Annotated in this window: 14 protein-coding genes; 10 read left to right on the top strand and 4 right to left on the bottom strand. The window is 68.2% G+C overall.

From position 1 onward, the window contains the following. The 6 genes from ACE3P0_RS06910 to ACE3P0_RS06885 form a co-directional block, all read left to right on the top strand. Nucleotides 1-321: Fur family transcriptional regulator (locus ACE3P0_RS06910; RefSeq protein WP_374401218.1), on the top strand; the 321-nt coding region annotated here is incomplete at its 5' end. Then, nucleotides 318-752: a MerC domain-containing protein gene (locus tag ACE3P0_RS06905; RefSeq protein WP_374401216.1), complete on the top strand. Its 435-nt coding sequence runs from the start codon at nt 318-320 to the stop codon at nt 750-752. The genes ACE3P0_RS06910 and ACE3P0_RS06905, both read left to right, overlap by 4 nt. Before the next feature lie 74 nt (nt 753-826). Then, complete coding sequence (locus ACE3P0_RS06900; RefSeq protein ID WP_374401214.1) at nt 827-1,168, top strand: hypothetical protein; 342 nt, start codon at nt 827-829, stop codon at nt 1,166-1,168. A 67-nt stretch (nt 1,169-1,235) separates the two neighbouring features. Then, nucleotides 1,236-2,645: a hypothetical protein gene (locus ACE3P0_RS06895; RefSeq protein WP_374401212.1), complete on the top strand. Its 1,410-nt coding sequence runs from the start codon at nt 1,236-1,238 to the stop codon at nt 2,643-2,645. 20 nt (nt 2,646-2,665) lie between these two features. After that, nucleotides 2,666-3,565, top strand: a complete 900-nt coding sequence (locus ACE3P0_RS06890; protein WP_374401210.1) for a metal ABC transporter substrate-binding protein — start codon at nt 2,666-2,668, stop codon at nt 3,563-3,565. Beyond that, nucleotides 3,562-4,359, top strand: a complete 798-nt coding sequence (locus ACE3P0_RS06885) for a metal ABC transporter permease (protein ID WP_374401208.1) — start codon at nt 3,562-3,564, stop codon at nt 4,357-4,359. Before ACE3P0_RS06890 ends, ACE3P0_RS06885 begins: the two co-directional genes overlap by 4 nt. Nucleotides 4,360-4,406: 47 nt before the next feature. Here ACE3P0_RS06885 and ACE3P0_RS06880 read toward each other — a convergent pair whose 3' ends face one another. Then, entirely contained in the window at nt 4,407-4,739 is a 333-nt protein-coding gene (locus tag ACE3P0_RS06880; RefSeq protein WP_374401206.1) for a hypothetical protein, read from the bottom strand. Nucleotides 4,740-4,971: 232 nt separating this feature from the next. Between ACE3P0_RS06880 and ACE3P0_RS06875 the strand changes: the two genes are divergently transcribed. Beyond that, the gene (locus tag ACE3P0_RS06875; RefSeq protein ID WP_374401204.1) at nt 4,972-6,585 is read left to right on the top strand and encodes a diguanylate cyclase; all 1,614 of its coding nucleotides are present in this window, start codon (nt 4,972-4,974) and stop codon (nt 6,583-6,585) included. A 22-nt stretch (nt 6,586-6,607) separates the two neighbouring features. On the opposite strand, the gene ACE3P0_RS06870 is transcribed toward ACE3P0_RS06875, so the two are convergent. The 3 genes from ACE3P0_RS06870 to ACE3P0_RS06860 form a co-directional block, all read right to left on the bottom strand. Beyond that, nucleotides 6,608-7,828: a TCR/Tet family MFS transporter gene (locus ACE3P0_RS06870; protein ID WP_374401202.1), complete on the bottom strand. Its 1,221-nt coding sequence runs from the start codon at nt 7,826-7,828 to the stop codon at nt 6,608-6,610. A gap of 58 nt (nt 7,829-7,886) precedes the next feature. Continuing rightward, nucleotides 7,887-9,179 carry a ferric reductase-like transmembrane domain-containing protein gene (locus ACE3P0_RS06865; RefSeq protein WP_374401200.1) on the bottom strand — a complete coding sequence of 431 codons (1,293 nt, stop codon included), beginning with the start codon at nt 9,177-9,179 and terminating at the stop codon, nt 7,887-7,889. 110 nt (nt 9,180-9,289) lie between these two features. Continuing rightward, complete coding sequence (locus ACE3P0_RS06860) at nt 9,290-11,638, bottom strand: fatty acid cis/trans isomerase (protein WP_374401198.1); 2,349 nt, start codon at nt 11,636-11,638, stop codon at nt 9,290-9,292. Between the two features lie 108 nt (nt 11,639-11,746). On the opposite strand from ACE3P0_RS06860, the gene ACE3P0_RS06855 reads away from it, so the two are divergent. The 3 genes from ACE3P0_RS06855 to ACE3P0_RS06845 all read left to right on the top strand — a co-directional run bounded on the left by ACE3P0_RS06855 (nt 11,747) and on the right by ACE3P0_RS06845 (nt 13,927). Continuing rightward, nucleotides 11,747-12,175, top strand: coding sequence for a gamma-butyrobetaine hydroxylase-like domain-containing protein (locus ACE3P0_RS06855; RefSeq protein ID WP_374401196.1), 429 nt, complete (start codon nt 11,747-11,749; stop codon nt 12,173-12,175). A 10-nt stretch (nt 12,176-12,185) separates the two neighbouring features. Further along, complete coding sequence (gene ubiE / locus ACE3P0_RS06850; RefSeq protein WP_374401194.1) at nt 12,186-12,923, top strand: bifunctional demethylmenaquinone methyltransferase/2-methoxy-6-polyprenyl-1,4-benzoquinol methylase UbiE; 738 nt, start codon at nt 12,186-12,188, stop codon at nt 12,921-12,923. 110 nt (nt 12,924-13,033) lie between these two features. Continuing rightward, nucleotides 13,034-13,927, top strand: coding sequence for a Tim44 domain-containing protein (locus tag ACE3P0_RS06845; RefSeq protein ID WP_374401192.1), 894 nt, complete (start codon nt 13,034-13,036; stop codon nt 13,925-13,927). The last annotated feature ends 4 nt before the right edge of the window (nt 13,928-13,931 follow it).

Below are 13,931 nucleotides of genomic sequence, written 5' to 3'. Positions count from 1 at the left end.
GTGGAAAAAGCGCTCGACGACGGCACGCCGGTCGATCGCGTGACGCTCTACCGTGTGCTCGACTGGCTCGTTGAACAAGGCTTGGCACACAAGGTTGCGGACGAGCAGCGCGTGTTCCGCTTCTCCGCCGCCAGCACCGATGGCCAGCCGCATCAGGCGCATGCGCACTTCGTGTGCGACGACTGCGGCAAGGTGTTCTGCCTTGAAGACACGCCGCGCGCTGCGCCGCGCCTGCCGGCCGGCTTTGCCAGCACGCAGGTCGAATTCGAAGTGCACGGCCACTGTGCCGCCTGCAACGTGCCGGTGGCGGTGCACCGATGAGCGCGCACGATCACGCCGGCCACCACGGCCATGTGCATGTGCCGCGCAGCACCTGGGACAAGCTGGGTATCTTTGCGTCAGCGGCCTGCCTGGTGCATTGCCTCGCGCTGCCACTGTTGATTCCGCTGCTGCCGGCGCTCGCGCTGGTGCCGCACACGGGGGTGCATGCGTTGCTGCTGCTGCCGATCATCGGTTTGTCGCTGCTCGCCCTGCTGCCGGGTTACCGGCGCCACCGCTCGCGCTTCGTCGGCGTGGCGGCGCTGGCCGGCATCGCGCTGTGCACGATCGCGGTCGGTGCCGAGGCGCTGTTCCACATCGAATCGCTCGATGTGCCGTTCACCGTGGCCGGCGGCATGCTGCTGGTGGGCGCGCATGTCGCAAACCTGCGCCGCATGCGCAGCCAGACTTGCCTCAGCGAGTGCCCCGCCTGAGGCGGGCGTCACGCGGCTGCAACCTCGTCGCGTTTTAATCGCCGGTTCAACCTGACCTTGCTTCTTCGACTGCCTTGATCGCCCCGAAGCGCCGGCATTTGCTGCCGGCCCTGCTCCTGCTGTGGCTCCTGCTGCTGCCCCTGATGCAGCTGGGCGCCTACGCGCATGGTTACGGCCATGCGGCGCAGGCGGCGGAAGCGACCCGTTCGGTGCAGGCGCCCGCCGCGCCGGACTCGACGCTGTGTGAGGCCTGCCTCGCATTCAGCGGCGTCACCGGCGGCATTGCCGGTGCAAAGATGCCGCTTGCGCTGCTGGCGCCGGCGCCCGTTGTCGAGCAGACCCTTCCGCTCAACCCGCCGCGCGCTGTCGCGCCGCTGCCTTACGCCTCACGCGCGCCCCCTCGCGCCTTCGCCTGAACCTTCTCTGACGGCATCCCGCCCGGGATTGGCCGTTCCTGTTCATTGCGATTGACGTGAGGCATCGATGTTTCAACGGAAACTCCTGTCCGCGAGCCTGCTGCTCGCGCTGACGACCCCTGTCCACGCGGCCGAGAGCGCCGATGTGGCAAAGCTGCGCAAAGAAATCGAAGCGATGCGTGCGAGCTACGAATCGCGCATCCAGGCGCTCGAAAAACGGCTCGAAACCGCCGAGGCGCGCAGCCCCGCGCCCGCGGTGGCCGTGGCCCCGAGCGCGACGCCAGCTGCCGTCGCCGAGGCCCCGGCGCCCGTAGCTCAGGCCGCACCGGTTGCCGCTGCACCGCAGTCGAGCGACAGCGCCTTCAACCCGGCGATCTCTCTGATCCTGGCCGGCCAGTACACCTACACCAAGCGCGACCCGGCCAACTACGCGATCACCGGCTTCCCGCTGCCGTCGGATGCCGAGGTTGGCCCCGGCGATCGCGGCTTCAACCTTGGCGAATCGGAACTCGGCCTGTCCGCCAACATCGACCACCGCTTCCGCGGCGTCGCGAACATCGCGCTGCATGGCGACAACTCGCTGTCGGTCGAGGAGGCCTATGTGCAGACGATGGGCCTCGATCACGGTCTGGGGCTGAAGGTCGGCCGCTACCTTTCCGGCATCGGCTACCTGAACGAAACCCATGCCCATACCTGGGACTTCGTCGACGCGCCGCTCGCCTATCAGGCCTTCGTCGGCGGCCAGTACGGCGACGATGGCGTGCAGATGCGCTGGCTGGCGCCGACCGACACCTACCTCGAATTCGGCGCCGAGCTGGGCCGCGGCCGTGCCTACCCCGGCAGCGACTCGGGCGGCAATGGCGCGGGCGGTGGTGCGGTGTATGGCCACATCGGCGGCGATGTTGGCGAGAGCCACAGCTGGCGCGCGGGCCTCTCGTATCTGCAGACCAAGGCGAAGGGTTTGTCGTGGGAGGCGGATGACCTTGCCGGCAACAGCGTCAGCAATGCCTTCACCGGCGACTCCCGCTTGTGGATCGCGGACTTCGTGTGGAAGTGGGCGCCGATGGGCAACGCGATGGTGCAGAACTTCAAGCTGCAGGGCGAATACCTGCGCCGCACGCAGAAGGGCGATCTCGCTTACGACACGGCCGGCGTTAACAGCAGCGATGCGTATCGCAGCACGCAGTCCGGCTGGTACCTGCAAGGCATTTACCAGTTCATGCCGCAGTGGCGCGTTGGCCTGCGTGGCGAGCAGTTGCAGCACGGCACGGTGGATTACGGCCTCAACGCCGCGAACCTTGCCGCCAGCAACTACGACCCGGCACGCGCCAGCCTGATGCTGGACTACAACCCGAGCGAGTTCTCGCGTATCCGCCTGCAATTCACGCGCGATCTGTCGCGCGAAGGCCTCGCCGACAGCCAGGCCTTCATCCAGTACCAGATGAGCCTCGGCGCGCACGGCGCGCACACCTACTGAGCCACCACGGAGCACCGGACATGAAGAAACTGTTTGCCGCCATGCTGCTGATCGCAGCCACCGCCCCGGCCTCTGCCGCGCTCAAGGTCCTCGCCTGCGAACCCGAATGGGGCGCGCTGGTGCAGGAACTGGGGGGCGACAAGGTGGATGTGACCCTTGCCACCACGGCGCTGCAAGACCCGCACCATGTGCAAGCCAAGCCGAGCCTGATCGCGCGCGCCCGCAATGCCGAACTGCTCGCCTGCACCGGCGCCGGGCTTGAGATCGGCTGGCTGCCGGTGCTGCTGCAGCAATCGGGCAACGCCGCGATCCAGCCCGGCAAGCCGGGCAACTTCGCCGCATCCGATTTCGTACAGAAGCTCGATGTGCCGACCCGCGTGGACCGCGCCGACGGCGATGTGCACCCCGAAGGCAATCCGCACATCCAGACAGACCCACGCAACATCGCGAAGGTGGCCGTAGCGCTGGCGCAGCGGCTGGAGCAGATCGACCCGGCCAATCGCGCCACCTATCAGCAGCGCGCGCAGGACTTCGCCAAGCGCTGGGATGCCGCACTCGCGCGCTGGTCGGCGCAGGCGGCACCGCTGCGCGGCACACCCATCCTGGCCCAGCACAAGGCATGGACCTACATGGAGAACTGGCTCGGCCTGCAGTACGTGGATGCGCTCGAACCGAAGCCGGGCGTCGAGCCCACCGCGGCCCACCTGCAGGAAATTCTCACGCGCCAGAAAGACCGCCCCGCCAAGCTGATCGTGTATGCCGCCTACCAGGATGCGCGCTCGGCCGACTGGCTCGCCGAGCGGGCGAAGATCCCCGCAGTGCAACTGCCCTTCACGGTGGGCGGCACGCCGGCCGCGAAAGACCTGTTCGGCCTGTTCGACGACACGATCGCCCGCCTGCTCAAGGGAGCCGGAAAATGATCGACCTCTCGGCGCTCGATGCGTCCATCCTCGGCCCGGCGTTCGTCGCCGGCCTGCTGGTGCTCGCCACCCATGTGCCGATGGGCATGCAGGTGCTCGATCGCGGCATCGTCTTCATCGACCTCGCGATCGCGCAGATCGCCGGGCTTGGCGTGATCGCCGCCGACTTCATGGGCTGGGAGCCGCAGGGCCTGATGGTGCAGGTGGCGGCGGTGGCCGCCGCACTGGCCGGCGCGCTGCTGCTGACCTTTACCGAGCGGCGCGCCGGGCGCCATCAGGAGGCGCTGATCGGCGTGCTCTTCGTGCTCGCTGCGAGCGGCGGGCTGCTGCTGCTCGCAAGCAATCCGCACGGCGGCGAGCACCTGAAAGATCTGTTGGTCGGCCAGATCCTGTGGGTCAGCCCGAAGCAGATCGGCTGGCTCGCGGTGCTGACGGCGGTGTTGCTGGTGCTGTGGTTCGGCGGTGCGCGCAAGCGCGGCAGCTTCGTGTTCTACGCGCTGTTCTCGATTGCGGTGACGGCCTCGGTGCAGGTCGTGGGCGTGTATCTGGTGTTCTCCAGCCTGATCATTCCGGCGCTGGCCACGCGTGAGCTGAGCGGCACGCCGCGGCTGCTGGCGGCCTGGGCGCTGGGCGCGGTGGGCTATGGGCTGGGCCTGGCCGCCTCGGCGGTGTTCGATCTGCCTTCCGGTGCGGTGGTGGTGTGGGTGCTGGCGGTGGCCGCCGTGGTGCTGGCGCTGCTGGTGCGCCCGCGGACTGTCGACGTGGTGCCCGCGCCGCTGACCGAGTTACGTTAGCCAATCCGGCCGGCGCGGCATGGCACCGCGCCGCCCGCCACGGGCGATCAGCACGCGAACTCGCTGCCGCAATGTAGCCACACCGCCACCGTCATCGTCAGCGCGGCGAGCAGGTTGATGCCCGGCAGCAGCGCGATGCGGATGGCGCGGCGGCGGGTGCGGCTGCGGTTGAGCGCCAGCCGGCTCCAGGCCAGTGCACCGATGTAGGTCATCGGGTACAGCCATACGCACGCCAGCATCAGCACAAGGTAGCTGTCGTTGGTGGCGCGGCTGCCCTCGACCAGCGTGAGCGAGAACACCGCCATGAACGGCCAGCCGACCAGGGTCAGGCCGAAGATCAGGTTCAGCGCGAGCACCGTTTCGCGTTTCGTGCTTGGCATCAAGCACCTCCTTGTCCAGGCTGGGGGTTGCCTGTGCGAGACAGCACGCAAAGCGCGTGCCACGCGGCCGGCCTGTGGCGGGAATCTGCGCCTCGATCGCCGCGGCTGTCCGTGACGGATCGCGCAGTTGCCGGCATTGCGTTCAAGCCCCGTCAGCGCAGGCCGTAAACGGTCGTATGAATCCGCGATCCGTCCATCGCCGGCGCTTCGGCTGCGCTCACCGGGATTCGCGATGCCCCTGATCGCGCGCCTGATCCTTGGCGTCGTCGGCGTGCTGGCGATTGCGGTGCTGCTGGCGGCCGGCCTGCTGGCGAGCGGCATCGGTGCGAGTTTTGTGCAGATCGAACGCGAAGCCGCCGAACACGAGACCGAACGCCTGGTGAACGCGCTGGAAATCGAAGCCCGCTCGCTTGGCCAGCTCCTGCTCGGCTGGGCGCACTGGAGCGAGCTGTATGCCTATGTGGCGGCACCGGGTGCCGCTTTCCGCACCGAGAACCTGCAACCTTCGGTCTTGGTGCCTTCTGATCTCGCCTGGGTGCTGGTGATCGCGCCCGATGGCCATCTGCTCGATGCAATCGCCGCGCCGGCAAAGGGTGATGCCGCGCCCGACCTGTCGCCACTCAAGTCGCCGGATAACCCGCTGCTGCGCACGCTGAGCAGCCCGATCGCGGCGGACGCGAGCCAATGCGGCGTCGCGCGCCTTGGCGTGGCGAACTACCTTACCTGCCGCATGGCGATCCGCGATACCGCGGTATCACAGCCGCCGCGCGGCATCGTCGTGATCGCGCGCCGCTTCGATGCAACGCTGGTCCGGCGCGTGAAAGCCGAAAGCCACATCGATTTCACGCTGGCACCGCCTTCGGGGCCGGCGGCGAGCCCCGACATTGCCGGTGCGCCGATCACGTCGCAGGTATTCGGCCGCGCCGCGCCGGTGATCCGCTCGACGCCGGATACCCTCGAAGTGCGCCACGCCGTGGCGGATCTGGGCGGAAACGTGTTCGGCGATCTCGTGATGAGCCTGCCGCGCGAGATCAGCGCACTGGGCCGCAGCAGCCTGTGGCGTGTCAGCCTGAAGCTGCTCGCGGTGGCGCTGCTATTCGCGGTGGCGCTGATCTTCGTGCTCGACCGCGCGCTGGTGTTTCGGGTACGCAAGCTCTCAGCCGAAATTGACCGCATCTGGCAGCAGAAGGATTGGACGCTGCGCGTGACCGAAAGCCGGCGCGACGAAATCGGCCACCTTGCCGCGCACACCAACGCGCTGCTCGCGGTGATCGGCGAGCAGGTACGCGACCTCGAACTGCGCGCCACCACCGATGCGCTGACCGGGCTCGCGAACCGGCGCGCCTTCGACGAGCGCCTCGCCCTCGCGCTACGCCGCCAGCAACGCAGCGGCGCCGGCCTCGGGCTGGTGATGCTCGATCTGGACAACTTCAAATCCTTCAACGACCGCTACGGCCATGCGGCGGGCGACCACGCGCTGCAGAAGGTCGGCGAAGTGATGCGCGCTGCGGCGGCGCGGGCGACCGACCTGTGCGCGCGGCTCGGCGGCGAAGAGTTCGCGATCCTGCTGGAAGACGCCGACATCGCCGTCGTCATGAACGTCGCCAAGCATGTGCGCTTCACGATCGAGTCGATGAACATCCCGCACAAGAATTCGCAGCACGGCCGGCTGACGATCAGCATCGGCGTTGCGCTGCACGAGTACGGCGAAGATGGCGAGAGCTTCTACATGCGCGCCGACGCCGCGCTGTATCGCGCCAAGGAAGGCGGCCGCAACCGGATCGAACTCGCGCGCGAGGGGCTGCCGGTGGTGATCGAGGCGCCCGGCAACACCAGCCGCATCTGACGCGGCGGCGTCAGGCCTGGTTTCAGGCTGTTTCGCGCCGCGTCACGCGGGCGCCCAGGACGAGCGCCACCAGGGTAACGGCGGCGGCCAGCAGCATCGCTGCACCCGGTAGATGCCAGCCGACAGCCGGGTCGATCGAGGCCGCGAACACCAGGCTGAAGGTACCCGGCGCGAGCAGCCCGACCAGGGCCGACATGCTGCTGTTGGCGCCTTGCAGTTGCCCTTGCTCCTGCGGGCTGACATGGCGCGTCATCAGCGCCTGTAGCGCGGGGCCGAAGAAGCCCATCGCCGCGAACACCGGCAGGCCGGCCCAGAACCAGAAGCCGGTCGGTGCCAGGCCATACACCGTGAAACCGGCAACGCCGGCCGCCAGGCCCAGCAGCAGCGCATTGCGCTCGCCGATCAGCGGCACCACGCGGCGCACCAGCCCGGCCTGCACGATCACGTTGCAGATGCCGACTGCGGCGAGCGTGAGGCCCACGGTTTGCGCATTCCAGCCGTAGCGGTGGCCGGTGTAGAGCACGAAGGTGGAGGGCAGCGCGTAGTGCGCGAACCAGTACAGCGCGTTCACGCCGGCCAGCCCGAACAGCTCGCGGTGCGAGCGCAGCAGCTTCAGCGCGCCGAGCGGGTTGGCGCGCTGCCATGAGAACCGGGGCGAGCGGCGTTCGCGCGGCAATGATTCGGGCAACACGAAGAATCCGTAGCCGAAGTTCGCCAGCGCCAGCGCGCCGGCAACCCAGAACGGCAAGCGCGGATCGATGCCGCCGAGCAGGCCGCCGACCGCCGGGCCGATCACGAAACCCAGGCCCCAGGCCGCGCCGATCATGCCGAAGGCACCGGCGCGCTTGTCTTGCGGCGTGACATCGGCGATGTAGGCGCCAGCGGTGGAGAAGCTCGCCGCGGTGATGCCGGAGATGACGCGCCCGACGAACAGCCACCACAGCGTTGGCGCCAGCGCCATCAACAGGTAGTCCAGCCCGAGGCCGAGGCAGGAGATCAGGATCACCGGGCGGCGGCCGAAGCGGTCCGACAGCGCGCCGAGCAGCGGCGAGAACACGAACTGCATCAGCGCCCAGGCGGTCGAGAAGAGGCCGTTGATCTCGGCGGCGCGCGCGGTGTTGCCACCCATGAACTGTTCGATCAGCTTCGGCAGCACCGGGATCACGACGCCCAGCGCGAGCACGTCGAGCACCACGGTGATGAAGATGAAGACGACGGTGGCGGTGCGCGGGGCTGGGCTCACGGCAGGCTCGGCGGCGGGAAAGCGCCGATTGTGGCAGAGGCCTCGCGCACCGGGTGTGTCAGCGCATCGCGAAACGTTCGTTGTGGAAGGCGCCGCGCGGCAGGCCCAGCGCTTCGAGCCCCGTGCGCAGATTTTGCGCAAAGCCGCTCGGGCCGCAGAACCACACCCGCGCGCCGTCGAGCGAGCCGGTCGTGGCAGCCACGCGTTCGGCCGACAAGAGGCCCGCGCAATCAGCCGCCATGCGGCGCAGCGTCACGCCGGCGCGCGCGCAGCGGGCTTCCAGATCAACCGGGAACAGCGCTTCGGCGTGCTGCTGCGTGCAGTACCAGAAGTCCACCGGCCGGCTGCTGCCACCCTGCGCCGCCAGCGCATCGAGCCGCGCGAGGAAGGGCGTGACGCCGATGCCGCCGGCGATCCAGATCTCGCGTTTGCCGTCGGCGCTGAAGTCGAAGCAGCCGTAAGGGCCTTCCAGTTCCACTGCCTGCCCGGCGGCGAGCCGTGCCGCCAGCGTATCGGTGTAGTCGCCGAGCGGCTTGATGACGAAGCGCGGGCGGCAGGGGTCGTCGGCCGACGCGATCGTGAAGGGGTGCGGGCCTTCCTGCGCGTCGAACTTCAGGAAGGCGAACTGGCCGGCGCGGTAGCGCAGGCCCGGCGCCGGCAGCGCGAGGCGCAGGTCGATCAGGCCGCTCGGCGATACGGCGACCGATTCGATGCGGCCCTGGTGCGTACGCGTTTTGCCGATGCGGCCGGCGAGCGACCACAACGCACCCGCACTGCCGATGGCCGCAGCCATCATCGTGAGCCAGCCGGCGGGGGCGCTGAACCAGCTGTCCGGCATCAGCACCACGGCATGGAAAGCGCCGAACAGGAACACCACGGCGAGCGCCTTGTGCACCCAGCGGAAGTAGCGGTAGGGAATGCGCTGCACCAGCGCAACCAGCACCAGCGCGATCAGCACGTAGAAGGCCCACTCGCCACTGTCCTTGGCGAAGTCGATCAGGGCGTTCTCGGGGCCGTGCGGGCCGCCGCGCGCGCGACGCATCACCAGGCCGAGCTGCACCAGCCATTTCGCGCCGTTCTCGGCGAACCAGTGCAGGCCCAGCGTTACGCCGGCCGCGATGCCGAGCGACTTGTGCAGGCCGTAGGCCTTGTCGAGCCCGTTCAGACGCTGTTCAAGCCAGCGCGGGCGGGTGGCGAGCAGGATCGCGGCGCTCATGGTGACGAGGCCGAGCAGGCCAGTCAGCAGCACCGCTTCGCGGCGCCAGGCCCAGAAGCCGGCGCCGTTGGCACTCGGGCTCAACAGCCAGGCGCCGGCCGCAAGCGCAAGCAGACCGTACAGGTAACGTTTCATGACGCATCTCCGGGAGGAAGGATGGCGCCAGTGTCGGACTGCAAGCTTAAGCAGCGATTAATGCGGCGCCGTATTTGCGGCGGCCCGCGTCAGTGGCCGGGCGGATTCGCTCAGCGGTTCTCCAGCCGGTTGTAGTCGAGCAGGCCGCCATCCACCGGCCCTTCGCGCCGCATCGCGTCGTGCAGTGCATCGCTGAAGGCCCAGAAATCCGGCCGCGTGCGGCGCACGGCGAAGCGGTCGGCGAGGCGGCGGTAGTCGGCTTCCGAGGTGAGCCCACGCACAGCGTCGGTCAGTGCCCGCAGGTCGCTCGCCTTGAGCTGGTAGAGCGCGTTCGGGTAGGCGCCGACGAAGCCGGGCACGATGGTGAGGCGGTTTTCGTCCGGCGCCAGGCCTTTGGATTCGCGCAGCAGATGTGTCACGTTGAAGTGGCCGGTGTCGCGCAGCAGCGAGAAGTAGTGCGGGCGGCCCGCGGCGTCGCTCACTTCGAGGTAGGCGACCTCGGGCATCCAGTCGAGGCTGGCGCCCCGCACCGCGGCCAGTGCCTGCAACGGCCGGCGCAGCGCGGCGTCCGGGTATTGGTCGAGCGCGAGCTGGGTGTCGAGCGCCGGGCCGAGGCGCTGCTTCAACAGCACGAAGAGTTCGGTCTTCGGGTCATCCGTGCTGAAGCGCACGCCGGTTTCGACACCGGCGTCCATGCCCAGCACCCGCTTGAGTGCGTCGCCGTCGTGGCGATACCAGTAGGACAAGGTGTCCTTGCGCGCAGCCTGCGGCAGCATCATGGCGAAGTTGGTCTCGCCTTCCATGCGCAGGAAGTCCATGTACAGCCGGCTGTGCAACTGGTGGCCGATGTTGCCGTACACATCGAACCCGGCCGACAGCAGGTAGAAGACGCGCTCGAACAGGTTGTAGCCCATCACCCAGGCGGTCTTCGGCGGTTCGCCGACAAGGCCCTTCACCACTGTGGCGCTGTCGAAGTGGCGGAAGATCGTCAGCGCGGCGTTGGGGTTGCGGCGATCGCCATCCCAGATCGTCTTCAGCGTCGGGCCGCCGCCCTGCCTGCCGATCTCGCGCAGCGCGGTGGTGCGTGCACGCACGAATTCCTCTTCCTGCTCGGCGTATTCACGCCACGGCTTCAGCAGGCCGGCGTCGCTGCCCCAGGCGGCCGGCAACTTCAGTTTGGCGGCCTCGCGCTGCACCCGCTCGCTGGCGTCGCTGACGGCGCTCTCGTCGGGGTCGGTGAAGAAGACCCAGAAGCGGTCCTCGATCACGTCGAGCGCGAGCTGGCCGCGGCAGACCGGGCCCTTGATGAAGTTCATCACGAAGAACTGCGCTTCATCGAGCAGGAAGCGGTGGCGCGAATCGACCGGCAAGGGGCGGAAGGTGGCGAGTGGGTTGGCCGCCGTTTCGGCGGTGTAACCCGGCAGGGTGTCGACGGCGTAGTCCGGCTTGAGGAACCAGTTGCGGTACTTCGCCATGCGTTCGGCGTCGAGCCGGTAGGGCATGTGGGTCTTCGCGACGATCGGTTCCTGATCGCGCTGCAGGCGGTAGAAGACGCGCAACACGCCGGGGTCGTCGAAGGGCCGGCGGGTGGCGACCAGCCGGATCGGCTGGCCCGGCGGCATGGCGCTGCGCACCAGCTTGTAGGCGCTGGCGTCCTTCGCGTTGCTGACGTACAGATGCCCGAGGAACAGGTGTTCGTACAGGTAGCGGCTCATCAGCCGTTCCTTGTTCGAATCGCCGTTCAGAAAGCGTTCCCAGTTGTCGACCTCGCGCTGCTCTGCCGCAGGTACTGGCGCCGGGCCTTCGTCCGGTGCGCCCTGTTCGAGCCAGCGGGCGACCAGATCGAACTCGGCTTGCGTCAGCCCAGGCAGCCCGTAGGGCATGCCGGCGAGCGGGTTGTCCTGCGCGTAGTCGGCGAAGGTTTCGATGCGCGGGCAACTCTGCTTGCGATCGAGGCCGAAGTCGAAATCCTTCGGCAGCACGTCGACCTGCGGTAGCGGGTGGGCCTGCTTCAGTGCCAGTGCGCGGTACAGCAGACTCGCGGTGTGGTTGGCGGCCGGCGTGGCCTCGCGTTCGTTGAGCACCGGCGAAAAGCCCTTCTCGCGCCATTCAGATGCTTTCAGCGCATCGGCGAACAGGCGGGTGGTCGGCGCTTCGTTCAGCCGCGTGCCGTCGTACACCAGCTCCGGGCTGATGCCGCGCGCGATGCCTTCCCAGCTGCCGAGCTTGAGCTGGCAGGGCGCGTCGTAGCAGGCGTGGCAGACCACGCAGCGCTGGCCGAGCAGCGGCTGGATCTGGCGCCGGTAGCTTACTTGCCCGGCGCTGGGCGCCACCGCGTGGTCGTAACGCGTCGGGTCGGCCGGCGCATGCTCGCGCTCGAAGGCTTCGCGCGCCAGCATGCCGCAGCCGGCGAGCAGCAGCGTGGCGAGCAGGATCAGGCGAGCAGGTGACAGCAACATGGGTTTCCAGCGCGGGGCGAAAGAGGTCGGCGATGGTAACCCGCCGACCCGGCGCCGCTGCTGGGGTAAACTGCCGGGCTTGCACGAAAGCGTGCGCGGAGGCCACCCATGAGCGGACTCGACACCGATACCCCGATCCCGACCGATATTCGCCTGCACCAACGTTCGCGCCTGCTCGAGATTGCCTTCTCCGACGGCGAGCGCTTCGAGCTGCCCTGCGAGTACCTGCGCGTCTATTCGCCGTCGGCTGAGGTGCGCGGGCATGGCGAGGGGCAGGAAGTGCTGCAGACCGGCAAGCGCGACGTGAACATCAGCGCGATCGAGCCGGTCGGCCACTATGCGGTGAAGCTGGTGTTCACCGACGGGCACGACAGCGGGCTCTACACCTGGGACTACCTGTACCAGCTGGGCGCGCGGCAGGAACCGCTGTGGGCCGAATACCTGCGCCGCCTCGAAGAGGCCGGCGCGAGCCGCGACACTGAAACGCCGAAGGCGCCCAAGGGCGGCTGCGGCTCGGGCGCCTGTGGCAGCCATTGAGGAATCGACGATGAACGACAAGACCACGCACTTCGGCTACGAAACGGTTGCCGAGAGCGAGAAGGCCAAGAAGGTTGCCGGGGTGTTCACCTCGGTTGCGCAGAAGTACGACGTGATGAACGACCTCATGTCGATGGGCATGCACCGGCTGTGGAAGAAGTTCACCATCGACATCGCCAATGTGCGGCCCGGCGAGCGGGTGCTCGACGTGGCGGGCGGCACGGCCGACCTGTCGCTGGCCTTCGCCAAGCGCGTCGGCGACACCGGCCAGGTTTGGCTCACCGACATCAACCACGCGATGCTGGCCGTCGGCCGCGACCGTGTGCTCGACAAGGGCTTCAACTTGCCGACCGCGCAGTGCGACGCCGAAAAACTGCCCTTCGCATCGGACAGCTTCGATCTGGTGACCGTGGCTTTCGGCCTGCGCAACATGACGCACAAGGATGTCGCGCTCGCCGAGATGCGCCGCGTGCTGCGTCCCGGTGGCCGCCTGCTGGTGCTGGAGTTCTCCAAGATCTGGAAGCCGCTCGCGCCGGCCTACGATGCCTACTCCTTCAAGCTGTTGCCGTGGATGGGCAAGAAGGTCGCCAACGACGCCGACAGCTACCGGTACCTCGCCGAATCGATCCGCATGCACCCCGATCAGGACACGCTGGCGGAGATGATGCGTGGCGCCGGGCTCGAGCGCGTGCAGTACTTCAACCTCGCTGCCGGCGCGGTGGCGCTGCATCGCGGTTACAAGTTCTGAACGCCATGCTGCAAGTGCCAGGGGCTTGGCTTTCGCGGCCAGCCCTTGAACTTGTCGTGCTCGTTCGCATCTAACAGCCCGACTCAACTGACATGAAAGCAGTCGCACGAATGAAACGTCTGATGATCGCGGTGTTTGCAATCTTCATCGGTAGCGCGATGGTTGTGGCCGATGCCGAAGCCAAGCGCCTGGGTGGCAGCCGGTCGATCGGCATGCAGCGTACACCGGCCACCGCGCCGGCACGTCCCGCCACGCCGCCGCAAACCGCGCCGCAACCTGCCGCGGCGAATGCCGCCAAGCCGGGCGCCACGCCACCGGCCGCGCAGCCTTCCGGCTGGCGCAAGTGGGCAGGGCCCCTGGCCGGCCTCGCTGCCGGTATCGGGCTGGCATCGCTGCTGTCGCACTTTGGTGTTGGCGGTGACTTTGCCGGCATCCTGCTCGCGGTGCTGGCGGCTGGCGTGGTGTTCATGCTGATCCGCCGCTTCATGGCCGGCAAGGCACCGCAGCAGGCTTCGTCGATGCAGTACGCCGGCGCCGGTGCACCGTACAACGCGCAGGCTGATCGCCCGGTCGTGACGTCCATCGGTGGTGGTGCAGCGCCGCTCGCCGCAGAGCCCGTTGCCAACACGCTGCCGGCGGGCTTCGATGCCGAGGGCTTCGTGCGCAACGCCAAGGTGCAGTTCGTGCGTCTGCAGGCAGCCAACGACGCCGGCAACCTGGACGACATCCGCGAGTTCACGACGCCCGAGATGTTTGCCGAGTTCAAGCTAGACATCGACGACCGTCGCGGTGCAGCGAACCAGACCGACGTGATCCAGCTCGATGCGGAAGTGCTCGAAGTCGCCGAGGAAGGCAGCCGCTACATCGCCAGCGTGCGCTTCCACGGCCTGCTGCGCGAAGAGAAGGATGCGCCGCCGGCGGGCTTCAACGAGGTGTGGCACCTGACCAAGCCGGTTGCCGGCAACGGTGGCTGGGTGTTGGCCGGTATCCAGCAGGTCGCCTGATCGC

It is taken from the genome of Niveibacterium sp. (genome assembly GCF_041909475.1).
Taxonomy (GTDB): Bacteria; Pseudomonadota; Gammaproteobacteria; order Burkholderiales; family Rhodocyclaceae; genus Niveibacterium.
This window is presented reverse-complemented; position numbering and strand designations above follow the sequence as displayed.

Bases quoted from the DNA above. Each gene is read 5' to 3' on its own strand.
- ACE3P0_RS06855 (WP_374401196.1), top strand. From the start codon at position 11,747: ATGAGCGGACTCGACACCGATACCCCGATCCCGACCGATATTCGCCTG.
- ACE3P0_RS06905 (WP_374401216.1), top strand. From the start codon at position 318: ATGAGCGCGCACGATCACGCCGGCCACCACGGCCATGTGCATGTGCCG.
- ACE3P0_RS06895 (WP_374401212.1), top strand. From the start codon at position 1,236: ATGTTTCAACGGAAACTCCTGTCCGCGAGCCTGCTGCTCGCGCTGACG.
- ACE3P0_RS06885 (WP_374401208.1), top strand. From the start codon at position 3,562: ATGATCGACCTCTCGGCGCTCGATGCGTCCATCCTCGGCCCGGCGTTC.
- ubiE (WP_374401194.1), top strand. From the start codon at position 12,186: ATGAACGACAAGACCACGCACTTCGGCTACGAAACGGTTGCCGAGAGC.
- ACE3P0_RS06890 (WP_374401210.1), top strand. From the start codon at position 2,666: ATGAAGAAACTGTTTGCCGCCATGCTGCTGATCGCAGCCACCGCCCCG.
- ACE3P0_RS06845 (WP_374401192.1), top strand. From the start codon at position 13,034: ATGAAACGTCTGATGATCGCGGTGTTTGCAATCTTCATCGGTAGCGCG.
- ACE3P0_RS06860 (WP_374401198.1), bottom strand. From the start codon at position 11,638: ATGTTGCTGTCACCTGCTCGCCTGATCCTGCTCGCCACGCTGCTGCTC.
- ACE3P0_RS06880 (WP_374401206.1), bottom strand. From the start codon at position 4,739: ATGCCAAGCACGAAACGCGAAACGGTGCTCGCGCTGAACCTGATCTTC.
- ACE3P0_RS06865 (WP_374401200.1), bottom strand. From the start codon at position 9,179: ATGAAACGTTACCTGTACGGTCTGCTTGCGCTTGCGGCCGGCGCCTGG.
- ACE3P0_RS06875 (WP_374401204.1), top strand. From the start codon at position 4,972: ATGCCCCTGATCGCGCGCCTGATCCTTGGCGTCGTCGGCGTGCTGGCG.